Here is a 12,202-nt window from a genome sequence, read left to right as displayed (position 1 = left end):
GAACATGACAACTGAAGTTAATCGCGATGAAATCATTGCACAACGAATAATAGAATCAACTACATCTGTAACAAAAACGGTTTTTCCTGGTCGTACAAACCACCACAACACACTATTTGGTGGTGACGCGCTTGCTTGGATGGACGAAGTTGCTTTTATTGCTGCAACGCGTTTTTGCCGTAAACCCTTAGTAACCATTTCATCTGATAGAGTCGATTTTAAAGAGGCTATTCCTGCAGGTACCTTTGCTGAACTAATCTCTAAGGTAGTACATGTTGGTAATACAAGTTTACGTGTTGATGTAGAGATTTTCCTAGAAACAATGCATAAAGATGACAAGCATTCAGCTATTACAGGTAGTTTTACTTTTGTTGCCGTTGATGACAACCACAGGCCAACGCCGGTTGTATGCGATAAAATGATCTACGGTTTCTAAATTTAGAAAAATACAAAATATTTAATAGCACTTTGTAAGTGCTATTATTATATACACAAAAGAACACATCATACTTTGTTTTTTATGAAGATAAACTCGGCATAGAGTGAGATAGGAAATTTAGCTAAACGAATAAAGAATTCTGTATTCACTCTTTTACAACACCATTGCCGCTATCCAACCAAAAGCCAACAGGGGGAGGTTAAAGTGAATAAAGGTCGGCACAACCGAGTCCCAAATATGGTCGTGTTGACCGTCTACATTTAAGCCCGAGGTTGGGCCTAATGTTGAATCTGAAGCAGGGGAGCCTGCATCACCCAGAGCACCAGCGGTACCAACGAGGACGGCAGTTGCCATCACAGAAAAGTTTAATTCTAAACACAAAGGCACAAATAAAGTCGCTATTATTGGCACTGTTGAAAAAGAACTACCAATTCCCATGGTAATCATTAAGCCGACCAATAAAATTAACGCTGCTGCCAAAGGTTGATTGCCTTCAATAACCCCAGCGGCACTTTGCACTAAAGATGCAACGTCACCTGTCGCTTTCATAACCGATGCAAAGCCCTGAGCCGCTATCATAATAAAGCCAATCATTGCCATCATAGCAACACCTTTACTAAATACGTCGTTATTTTGCTCCCATTTAACAATACCAAATAAGCTAAATATCATTACACCAACAAGTCCGCCCAATATCATAGAGCCACTTACACTTTGAGCTATTAATGATGTTAATACCGCAGTGATACCAACCAGCAAAACTTTTTTTGGTTTCTCAACAGTTACGTTGATTGTTTTCTCTTCTAAGTTATCTGTTTTATAAGTGCGGCGTTTTCTGTAGCTAATAAATACCGCAATCAAGAGCCCGATGAACATGCCAATTGCAGGTATTATCATAGCCATGGGGACTTTTGTATTAATGATCTCTAGCCCATTTTCGACTAAATTTTTATGTAATATTGAATACAAATAAATACCGCCAAACCCATATGGCAGCACCATATAAGAGGTTGCAAGGCCAAACGTTAATATACAGGCTATGGCTCTGCGGTCTAATCGTAGCTTATTGAACACAATTAATAATGGTGGAATTAAAATTGGAATAAAAGCAATATGCACAGGGATGAGATTTTGTGACGATATAGCACACACCAGTATTATTGATAATATAAAGTAGCTAAGCGCGTTTTCGCCTTTATTTGAAGTGTTTACTTGTGATAATAGTTTCGCAGCGAGAATTCTGGTGAGACCTGATTTTGAAATCGCAACAGCAAATGCACCCAGCATGGCATAACTAAGGGCTATTTCTGCACCGCCGGATAAACCCGCGTTAAATGCATTTAAAGTCTCTGTTAAGCCAAGCCCAGAACTCAAACCTGCAACCAGAGCGCTTAGTGTCATAGCAACAATTACATTTACGCGAGCCAACGTTAACCCAAGCATTAATAAAACACCAATTACGACTGCATTCATAGAGATCTCTTTGCTTTTGTTTTAATTGATTTTACCAGATCATAACTGTGATTTTTACGTTGCGGTGTGAATTCATCACCTTTATAACGAACATCGCTGTATAACTGAGCAAACTGCATGAAAAGTGGCCCTTTGTCAGTAAAGTGTTCACTCGCTAAATTGAGATATTGTAGTGGGGTTCTATTAACACTTTGATTAAAACCATTTTTAGCGCACCAATGTTGAATTTCTTTATAGTGCTTTGCTAGCAAATGCTCATTTATTTTTGTATTTCTAGGCCAATTTAAATAAACAAAATAACTAATAAAAATTACAATGATGGATATGATAACGAATAAAGAAATTTTCCATAGTTGGCTGTTACCAAACAGACGTTTTAAAAATGAACTCTGTTTTTGTTGATCAAAGCCAAGCACCCAGTTTGTCCATTTATAATCTAAATTTTCTAAATTTAAACGCAGCCAATTAAAGCCCGGTATTTGGTTGAACCTTAGTAAGCTAAATTCTAAGTTGCTAGTAAACTCACTATTAAGAGATTGCATCTGTGAAAGTGAACCGCTCAAACGTTCAGGGGAAACAACAGCGGTTGCATCAAAAATCTGCCAGCCTTTGCCTTTTATAAATACCTCAACCCAAGCGTGAGCATCATATTGATAAACACTCAGATATTCATCTTGCTCATTTAACTCACCACCTAAATAACCAGATACCACTCTGGCAGGAATACCTGCTGTTCTAAACATAAACGCTGCAGCACTGGCATAATGGCCACAAAATCCCCGTTTATTATTAAACATAAATTCATCGATAGTGTTATCACCTGTCATAGGATCTGGTGTAAGGGTATAAGCAAAACCCTTATTTAAAAAATATTCTGTTAAGGCGGTTACAAATGCGCTGTCGTTGTTATGTTTTTTATATAAAGACAACGCCAATTGTTGAGATTGCATATTGGTTTGTTCAGAGTTTCGAAGTGTTAAATTTTGATAGCGACTAATTTCGTTTAATTGTGAATCATTAAAGGTCGAACTTTTTACCTCGTAATTTATATTATTACTTAAGTAACGCTTGCGAATAAGTAAACCTTGCTCAGTACTTTTTACATCAGAGTTTGGTGAATATGCTTGGCCTATGCCATATAGCCAAGACTTTGAAGAGGGCTCGGCAATAATTGTGTATTGTGAATTAAATTTGTCCGTATCGTTTGTAGACGTTTTATTTCGTTGTTGGCTTTTTAATATGTCCGATACTAACCAGGTCGTACCATCAAATTCATCATGTATTATGGCTCGCCAGTAGTATGGAGGGGCAGGAGGGTTATTTGTACTTAATTTCGCTCTAAAAACAAGCTCGTCTGAACGAGAAAGTTTTGCAATATCAAAAGGGTTAACATTTTCAGACAACCCGGTTTTAGCAAGTTTTGGCCCTGGTAGCTGCCAAAAAGCGGGTAGTTTTGGTAAAAATAACAATAAAAAAACAGCCACAGGTAAAGCGAGTAAGAACATTTTACCGCTTTGCTTAGAGGCTACTTTTAAACTATGTTTATTTTCTATAAGTGCAAGCGCGGCAAAATTAAATACATATAGAATGCTCACACATAATGTTGCAATAATTGACTGCGAAAATAGATAGACAGTTGATAAACTAAAAAAACTCAGTAAAACAATAGTTTGATAATGCTTTTTGGTTTTTGCTTGCAACAACTTAAACAAGCTAGACAAAATAAGCATGGCAACAAACAAGGTTACTGTATCACCGAATCCGATATCGTAAAATAACAATATGAGTGAAATACCAGCCAAAATATTTGCGAATAATGTGCTTGGTTTAGGCTTATTCATTACGGTTATCGTAAAATTCCACACACATAATAAGGCCAATAATGCAATAAATACAGGGGTGAGTTCAGGCATGATAAATAAAACAACCACGCCATAAATTATTGACAAAGTAAGGTTTATTGGTTTTTCGTTATGGATTTTTTGCATCTTGGCTCTCAGTGCTCAAGTTAAAACGACTCAATGCAATTAAACATGCAGTAAAGTGTTCAGGGCCTTTTGCCATGGGATAAAGCTGATTATTTAATTTAAGTGCAAATGCATGATCGTTTATATTGGCTTGGGTGGTCAAATAGCTCAATTGGCTTAATCTTGTTTCGGCATTACCTTGTAGTTGAGAATAGTCGTAGGTCATCGGTGTAGAGGCAAAGTTAACAAATTCTTTCACCATCAGTTGCTGTGTTTTTGCATAATGTTTCCACGATACTCTTTGTAATCCCATACCATGTTGGTGGTCAACTAAGGTATCAAATTCATCAATTCCATTACCACGTTTTAAATCGCCGTTGTCATTTTGATCATCAATCATAAAGTTATTGTTTTTATTCGGATTAACTTGTTTAGGGTAAACAAAAACAGTTTCTTCAATTTGCATATAACTCCAAACAGAAACTAAACCAAATGGATACTGACTTAATAATTTTATTCGTTCTAACGGATAACTACCTCTGTTTTTATAAGGCAATGATACTGTAATGTTTATCTTATCTGTTATGTCATCTAGGTGATGCAATAATTTATTTTGATAAATAAATTGGAATGACTGACATAATTTATCTGCTGAAATATCAAAAACTACGCGCGGTGAAATAGGGGAGTAGTCACTATATTTTGCTTTGAAACAAATAGTTAAACCTTTAACATTGGAGTAACCAATTAAAATAGCCATTACCAAAACAACAAGCATTAAATAAGCCATAGCCAAAATTAGGTTGTTTTGATAATTAATCCCTAATATAAAATTTAATACTGCGACAAATAAAAAACCGCAGCCCATTTTTGAAGGAAGAACATAAATCGTATTATGTTTTAGAGTAAGTGAATTGCCGGTATGTTTATTTTTTAGCAGCTTAGTAAAAAGTGCTTTTTTAAAGTTAGCAAATAAAAAACCACTACTTTTATTCTTTAGTATTTTTGCAAATAGCATATTTTACAAGGGCACAGGAACAGCGTTTAGTAACTGTTTTATTTGTAATTCGCTTGTTTGCTCATCAATTCCTAATCGATGAGCTGCCACGCTTTTAAACACAGTTTGTATATCATCGGGAGTGACAAAGTCTCTACCTTCAATATAAGCCCAAGCCTGTGCAGCTTTACCCAATGCAATACTGGCTCTTGGCGACAATGAGTTAGCAAAAACACCGCTCTCTCGGGTGTAAGATACAAGTTCAATAATATAATCAACGATGGGATCTGCAATAGTCATTTTTGAAATTTCAGATTGTATATCAATTAGTTGAGAAGAGCTTATCCGTTTAGGAAGCGCATCATAATCACGATTATTAACACCTAAAATAAGCTTTCTTTCTGCTTCCTTTGGGGGAAAACCTAAACTTATTCGCATCATAAAACGGTCTAATTGTGACTCAGGGAGAGGGTAAGTACCTGATTGGTATAAAGGGTTTTGTGTAGCAATAACGAAAAATGGTGTTGGAAGGGGGTATATATCACCATCCATCGAGACTTGTTTTTCTTCCATTGCCTCTAACAGCGCACTTTGCGTTTTTGGTCCAGCACGGTTTATTTCATCGGCTAACACAACTTGACTAAAAACGGGCCCTTTATGAAATGTAAAGGTGTGCTCATTTGAGTTAAAAATACTGGCACCTAATATATCCGATGGCAGTAAATCACTGGTGAATTGAACTCGCTGATAAGACAAACCTAAAACAGATGCAAGTGCATGAGATAAAGTGGTTTTACCCATGCCAGGTAAGTCTTCAATCAGTAAATGGCCTTGACTAAATAAGCATGTTAAGGCGAGCTTAATTTGTGTTTTTTTACCAAAAATTACCTGTGATAAATCATCAATTATATCTGTGACTGTAGAATGCATAGTAACCTTAAAAATGTTCGACTATTTCTAATCGCTTCATTACTGTATCAACTTTTTTCGCGTTGAATGGCTTGGCAATAAAACCTTTAGCGCCGAGCTCCCAAGTATTTTGTACATTCTCTAAACTGTTATGTCCGGAGCACATTACAACATGGGTGTGTGGGTAATTATCATTTAGAAATTCAAGAATTTCTGTACCGTCGGTATCCGGTAACTCTATATCAAGAAAGATGACATTAGGGGATTTTTCTTTGATTAGCGATTTTGCAGATTCAAAATCACGGCTTTCTAAAATATCTTCAAAACCTAACTCAGTTAAGATCTGATTCAAGTAGTCACGAATATCTTGAACATCATCAATAATCAAAATAGGTTCTAACGGGCGCACAAATTCCATGTTGTTTACTTCTTGTGATACAGCTTAAATTGTAATTTAATACTAAGCTAAGCGATAATGAAGCTCAAGAAAGATACCGTAATAAAACCAACTATTTGAAATAAACCATTAAAATGTCCGATACCGTCTAGTATTGGACATAGTAGGTATGAAAATAAGGCAGAAGCATACATATGTATGGCGGTATATTAATAACCTATAATTTATATTATGTTAAATAGAGTGGTTTAATACAAACAAGCTAATCAGTACCTTTATTATTAACCCTCTTTTAAGAACTTTAAATGGCTAAATCAGTTAGCTAGAAAACATTGATAAAAGCTCTTTTACTTCTTCTGTTATTTCATGCTTTTTAAAAATGCTTTCAAACTTAGTTAAACAATATTTATTATTAATGATTCCTGCCATCACACCTGTTTTATTCTCTACTAGCGCATGAACACTTAAACTACCCAGCCCAATTGCCAGCATGCGATCATTTGCAGTCGGATTACCACCACGTTGTAAATGGCCAAGTTTCGTTAATCGAACATCAATAAGTGGATTTACGGCTTTTATTTTATTGCAGACTATCTCAGTTCCAGTTTCATCTCCCTCAGCAACGACAACGATAAATGCATGCTCACTGTGATAACTTTTAATCTTAGCGAGTAAACGCAAAATATCATTTTTACTTTCTGGGATTAAAATTGAATCTGCACCAGACGTTAATCCAGAGTATGCAGCAATATAACCTGAGTCTCTGCCCATAACTTCAATTACAAATACACGATTATGTGACTCTGCTGTATCTCTTATTTTATCAATACACTGCATTGATGTATTGACCGCGGTATCAAACCCGAGCGTAAAATCAGTGCCTGCTAAGTCATTATCAATTGTGCCAGGAATACCAATGCATTGAATGTCACATAATTGCATTAACCACATAGCGCCTTTAAAACTTCCATCACCACCAATAATAATAAGCGCATCAATTTCGTTGTTATTAATTGTATTAATTGCGCTTTGTCGGCCTTGCTCTGTTTTAAAAGCTTCACACCGAGCTGTTTTTAGAATTGTGCCACCCAAGTGCATTGTTGATTGTAGCGTTTCAAGATCTAAAGAAATTAAATCATTGTTGATCAGCCCCTCAAAGCCCTTGCGAATGCCAGTTACTTTAATATTAAATTGTTGGGCTGTTTTTACAACTGCATATAGCGCTGTATTCATACCGGGTGCGTCACCACCCGAGGTTAAAATACCGATATGATTTATCATAAAATGATTTACGCTTTTAAAGTGAATATCGTATATTTTAGATAAGATTTAACACTGAGTGTAAAAAATCAAAGCTAAATTTGATCTCGTTAAAACTTTCATCAATTAAAAACGAAAATCTAACTTAATTTACCGCTAATAAGTCATTATGTTTTTCGGTAGTCAATCTTTCAGTAAACAGCTCTTTTGTATGCCAAAGCTCTTCGTTTGATAAACTGATATATACCATGGGAGCCGATTGTTCTTGCGCGAGTGACTTAAGCTGTTCATACTCAAGCATATTTATGACTCTATCATCATAAAAGCTTTTTGTTTGGTTGTAGAACGTGCGGTTATTGTATGCATCCATTTGCCAAATTATAGACTGATACATACTGCTGGATATTTCACGCATATTCTTATTAGATTGCAGTGTTTCATATTCTGTATAGATAGAGCTACTTAATACCCCTATTCCAATTAAAGAAACTGTTGTTAAAGCCGTCATTAATTTCATGGTCATCTCCTTATCCCATTATTTAAATAGTCATTAAACTTTCTAATGCTAATACTTTGATCAAGCAGCTATGCTTTGTTTAATAATTATAAGAGGTTTAAATGAATGTGACCTTTATTTGCGGAATATAGATTGATTGCTCGATTTATTTAATGAATATTATTGAGGCGATTAGGCTGTTAAAATAATTTAACAGCCTATTTAACATAATTTACTTGGGGCAGTTTCTAATGCAACGCAGCGGTAAATGGAATTTTTTTACAAATATTAGCTTCTGCTATTAATATTTCCTCTAATCGCTCGTCTACCTCTGCTATGTCAAAGTATTCATACGCAAGCTCAACAAATAAGTTCTTGTGTTTTTCCTCTGATTTCGCAATAGCCACATAGAATTCTTTTTCTTTTCCTTCAGGTAATGCTTGAGCAACTAAAGAAAAACGTTCATGTCCCCTCGCCTCTATTACTGCGCCAACAAGCAATCTATCCATTAAAAATTCATCACGTCCATTTCTAAAAACAGCACGAATTTGTTTAACATAAGGGTCTTTTTGGTCGTTACCTAAATTTACGTCACGGTCAATTAGAAGCTTCAAAACTTGCTTAAAATGTATCATTTCTTCCAGAGCTAAATCTGTCATTGCTTTAACAAGCTTACGGCGATCTGGGTAATGCGATAACATAGACATAGCCATGCCCGATGCTTTTTTTTCAGCAGCAGCATGATCTTGTAAAAAAGTATCAAAATCGGCTAGTACAGCCTCAGTCCATGAAAACGGAGTATGGTATTTTAATTCAAACATGGTTTAACTTACTTTAAATTCAATAGCGCAATTTTACCGTAATCAATCGATAAAATCTTGTAACAGCACAAAGTTAATATATAACCTTATCTATTTTCCCATTTGCTGTAGAGTCAATTTTAAGCGGATGCTTAATTTTATTCCAAGCAGTTACTTTTCCGCCTATGTTCATTTTTTCAAAGTCGCTTAAGCCTTCTGGGACTGAGCAATTTAAAAAAGTGCATAACTGCTCAAAGCTCTCTTTTTTACTTATATTAATAGATAAAAAATCATTCTCTCTATTTTTAAAATAGCTTTGGGCCTGTTCAAAATGTTGCAAGTATTGCTCTTTAAAATAGATATCGCAGGCCATATTTTGAACAGATAAGTTTTTAAATGTATTTATGTAACAGCGCTTAATATGAGGGTTAAATCCACCATCTTCTCGTGTCAGGTTATTATACATTCTTTGCAATAGCTGACGTATAGAAGGCACCCACAATGCGAGCTCTCGCTCTAAATAGATGAACTTTGAATGTGGATATCGTTTATCTAAAGCTTTAAAATCATTAAAAATTGGCGTATCAGCAATAACTTGAGCATTATTAAAACACTGTTTTGTATAGGCTGTATGAGCGGTCTTAAATCCTAATTCTAAAAATGTATTGCATACACTTGTGGTGCCAGTTCTTGGTAGGCCTATAATGAAAATACGGTTAATGTTCATTTTATTGGATGGGTGTCTTTATTGATTCTGGGTCAAACCAAAAATTAGTGATATTAAGAGGTGTTAACTCTGACATATGACTATTTGTCAGTGGAATAATGGTTTTTTGTTCGAGCTTTGCATTTTTAATTGCTTCGGTAAAATAGCGATTAAAGAGTTCATCAAATTTACCATTTTCATGCATTCGCTTTAAGCCAATTGAAATAGCTTTGTGGATGTCTGGACGATTTGGATTAACAAAATAATATATTGCCGCTGGATATTTAATGGCTATATTGGGAACCACTGAGATATCCGTATCAGCCCCAAGTTGTTTTAGCTCCCATTCAGTTTCTAAAATAGAGCGCGGAAATGCATCCCCTCGCCCTTTATGTAACATACTAAATAAAGCCTCATAACTTGTAGACGTTGATACTTCGAAACCATTATCCTGCAATATAGTTGTATCAGGCCAATCATGACCTTGAATAAAATCGAGGTTAGAGAGTTCAGTTGCATCATTAATATTGTCAAATTTTATAAGCTTGTCTTGCGTAGTAAATAATAAACGAAGCCCATATAGTCCCTTATATATGGGGATTCTGACAGGCATTAAATCTCTTTCTCTTTCAATACTTGTCATTGACCAAGCAACATTAACTAATTGGCCTTCAACCAACTCTTTTAAAGAGCGACTTTGTACCATGTTAACCGACTCTTGAAGTGTGTGTTCGTATTCACTGTGTTCAAGTGCAAATTTTAATAGGACTAATGGGTACCAACTTTCTTTTTCATAATCACGTTCAGGTTTTGGATAATACACATCTAACCGAGATGTCTTTTCTGCAATCGACTCTGTGCCTTTGACTGTTATCGGGGCCAAGAGCACAGCTATAGCGATAAGAAAAGACCATGATTTCATATTAAAAGAACCGTTTAAACAGCAAGAAAAATGCAGATAACGCAAGTACTGCAAACGTTGATATCATACCTATAACACGTAGTTTAAAGGTACCATCTGTTAACGCAATGCTATGACAAATACGGCCAAATACTAATAAGCCTCCTAAAAGATGGCAGTAATGGCTACCCAATCCTTGAAACTCAGCTAAAAAAATTAAAATAAGTGCAAAAGGTACATACTCAATAAAATTTCCTTGGGCGCGTGTTGCTCTTATTAATGATTCGTTGTTATCTGTTCCTAAAGAGATTTTATTCGCTTTTCGGACTTTAACAACATTCATACTAAGGTGAATGTACATAAATGCTAAGACAGCTGCGTAAAAAGAGATAATCACAATTTAATTCCAAGAATTTTTTTCTATGATATCACAAGATCACTTTTTAAATAGCCAGCAATAAACTAGTTTTTTATGTTACCTTGTTGATAAAACAGGTCAAAAGGAAATGTATGTTCGCACCACGTAAAATTGCCAACAATTATAGAGAAATGATTAATAGCATAGGCTTTTACCCATCTGTTTTATCAGTTAGTTTTCTCATTTTAGCGACTATAACAGTATCAATTGAATACACGTCACCCATCTCACAGTTAAAAGATCAAATAAACGTGCTGTTAGTTGATAGTGAAGAAAATGCACGGACTATTCTAAGCACGCTTGCAGGTAGCGTTATTTCGCTAACTGTGTTCAGCTTTTCAATGGTAATGGTCGTATTAAACACTGCCAGTGCTAATTTATCGCCGCGTGTAATACCCGGTCTTATTACTAAAAAATCACATCAACTGGTACTGGGTTTTTATCTTGGTAGCATAATTTACGCAATTATTATGCTAATTAATATTAAGCAGATGGAGGATTATGTGGCGATTCCCGCTTTAGGTGTGCTTATTTCACTCATTTTTGGCTTAATATCTTTAGGTCTATTTGTTTACTTTATTCATTCAATTTCAAAAGCTATTCAAGTTGATAATGTTCTTAATGATTTATTTAAGCATACTAAAAAAGAGATCACAGATGTTAGCGAACGTCAGAAGGCGAATCCAATCAATGAGTTCCCTGAGTTTGAATCATGGCACTCGATTGAAAGTACAACTGAGGGTTATTTTAAAGGGGTTAATTCTGAAAAACTCTGTGAAATTCTTGCTCAAGAAAAAATTAAAATTTACATTGTTGTTAATCAAGGCTACTTCACTGTTAAAGGCTACCCTTTCTTGAAGTGTGATAGTGATTTATCTGACAAACCAGAGTTAGTTGAAAAATTATTAAATTGCTTTATTTTTTATATCGAAGAATATATTAGCGATCATTATCGCTACGGTTTAACCCAAATATCAGAGATTGCAGTTAAAGCAATGAGCCCTGGTATAAACGATCCTGGTACCGCAGTAAAAGCTATTGATATGTTGAGTATTTTATTAATTGAAAGGTTAAAAATTAGCGATATAAACTACTCATTCAAACACGCAAATAAATATCCGCTTCTTTATATTCACGAGACATCGTTTGAAGAATTACTTCATGATAATTTTACGCCGCTGCGTAATTATGCAAAATCAGACGCCTATGTTATGACTAACATACTTGAAGCGTTCAAAAATATTTTGTTTACAGCGCACGAAAATGAGCAAGCTACAGTTAATTTATTCAATTATTTAACGGCAATAGTTGACGACATAAACGAACAAACGACTAACCAATATGATAGAACCGAAGTAATAAATATGCTCAAATCAATACAAAGAATTTCACCAAAGAAAGGTGAAATTCTATTAAAGAGGTTTACAGAAAAGATATAG

13 protein-coding genes are annotated in these 12,202 nt (G+C 35.1%); 2 read left to right on the top strand and 11 right to left on the bottom strand.

The features are described from left to right. Nucleotides 1-4 precede the first annotated feature (4 nt). Nucleotides 5-436: an acyl-CoA thioesterase gene (locus ACHUE3_RS05385; RefSeq protein ID WP_058558794.1), complete on the top strand. Its 432-nt coding sequence runs from the start codon at nucleotides 5-7 to the stop codon at nucleotides 434-436. 156 nt (nucleotides 437-592) lie between these two features. On the opposite strand, the gene ACHUE3_RS05380 is transcribed toward ACHUE3_RS05385, so the two are convergent. From ACHUE3_RS05380 to ACHUE3_RS05330, 11 genes are all read right to left on the bottom strand, one after another. Next, complete coding sequence (locus ACHUE3_RS05380; protein ID WP_394190923.1) at nucleotides 593-1,912, bottom strand: Na+/H+ antiporter family protein; 1,320 nt, start codon at nucleotides 1,910-1,912, stop codon at nucleotides 593-595. Further along, nucleotides 1,909-3,900 (bottom strand): transglutaminase TgpA family protein, encoded by a 1,992-nt coding sequence (locus tag ACHUE3_RS05375; RefSeq protein ID WP_394190921.1) that lies wholly within the window; start codon nucleotides 3,898-3,900, stop codon nucleotides 1,909-1,911. Before ACHUE3_RS05375 ends, ACHUE3_RS05380 begins: the two co-directional genes overlap by 4 nt. After that, nucleotides 3,884-4,657 (bottom strand): DUF58 domain-containing protein, encoded by a 774-nt coding sequence (locus tag ACHUE3_RS05370; protein ID WP_394190919.1) that lies wholly within the window; start codon nucleotides 4,655-4,657, stop codon nucleotides 3,884-3,886. Before ACHUE3_RS05370 ends, ACHUE3_RS05375 begins: the two co-directional genes overlap by 17 nt. Nucleotides 4,658-4,900: 243 nt before the next feature. Further along, nucleotides 4,901-5,806 carry an AAA family ATPase gene (locus ACHUE3_RS05365; protein WP_394190917.1) on the bottom strand — a complete coding sequence of 302 codons (906 nt, stop codon included), beginning with the start codon at nucleotides 5,804-5,806 and terminating at the stop codon, nucleotides 4,901-4,903. Nucleotides 5,807-5,813: 7 nt separating this feature from the next. Next, entirely contained in the window at nucleotides 5,814-6,203 is a 390-nt protein-coding gene (locus ACHUE3_RS05360; RefSeq protein ID WP_099293759.1) for a response regulator, read from the bottom strand. Nucleotides 6,204-6,500: 297 nt separating this feature from the next. Then, nucleotides 6,501-7,463, bottom strand: coding sequence for an ATP-dependent 6-phosphofructokinase (locus tag ACHUE3_RS05355; RefSeq protein WP_394190915.1), 963 nt, complete (start codon nucleotides 7,461-7,463; stop codon nucleotides 6,501-6,503). A gap of 124 nt (nucleotides 7,464-7,587) precedes the next feature. Then, nucleotides 7,588-7,959, bottom strand: a complete 372-nt coding sequence (locus ACHUE3_RS05350) for a hypothetical protein (RefSeq protein ID WP_394190913.1) — start codon at nucleotides 7,957-7,959, stop codon at nucleotides 7,588-7,590. 227 nt (nucleotides 7,960-8,186) lie between these two features. Beyond that, nucleotides 8,187-8,759, bottom strand: coding sequence for a MiaE family protein (locus tag ACHUE3_RS05345; protein ID WP_394190911.1), 573 nt, complete (start codon nucleotides 8,757-8,759; stop codon nucleotides 8,187-8,189). Nucleotides 8,760-8,832: 73 nt separating this feature from the next. Continuing rightward, nucleotides 8,833-9,459 carry a sulfotransferase gene (locus tag ACHUE3_RS05340; RefSeq protein WP_394191659.1) on the bottom strand — a complete coding sequence of 209 codons (627 nt, stop codon included), beginning with the start codon at nucleotides 9,457-9,459 and terminating at the stop codon, nucleotides 8,833-8,835. A 7-nt stretch (nucleotides 9,460-9,466) separates the two neighbouring features. Beyond that, a complete protein-coding gene (locus ACHUE3_RS05335; RefSeq protein ID WP_394190909.1) occupies nucleotides 9,467-10,366 on the bottom strand; it encodes a hypothetical protein in 900 nt (299 codons plus the stop codon). A gap of 1 nt (nucleotide 10,367) precedes the next feature. After that, nucleotides 10,368-10,742: an MAPEG family protein gene (locus tag ACHUE3_RS05330; RefSeq protein WP_394190907.1), complete on the bottom strand. Its 375-nt coding sequence runs from the start codon at nucleotides 10,740-10,742 to the stop codon at nucleotides 10,368-10,370. Between the two features lie 113 nt (nucleotides 10,743-10,855). Between ACHUE3_RS05330 and ACHUE3_RS05325 the strand changes: the two genes are divergently transcribed. Next, a complete protein-coding gene (locus ACHUE3_RS05325) occupies nucleotides 10,856-12,202 on the top strand; it encodes a DUF2254 domain-containing protein (RefSeq protein ID WP_394190905.1) in 1,347 nt (448 codons plus the stop codon).

Source organism: Pseudoalteromonas atlantica (assembly GCF_043641955.1).
Lineage (GTDB): Bacteria > Pseudomonadota > Gammaproteobacteria > Enterobacterales > Alteromonadaceae > Pseudoalteromonas > Pseudoalteromonas atlantica_A.
The sequence above is the reverse complement of the archived record's forward strand: the minus strand, read 5'-3'. Positions and strand labels throughout refer to the sequence as shown.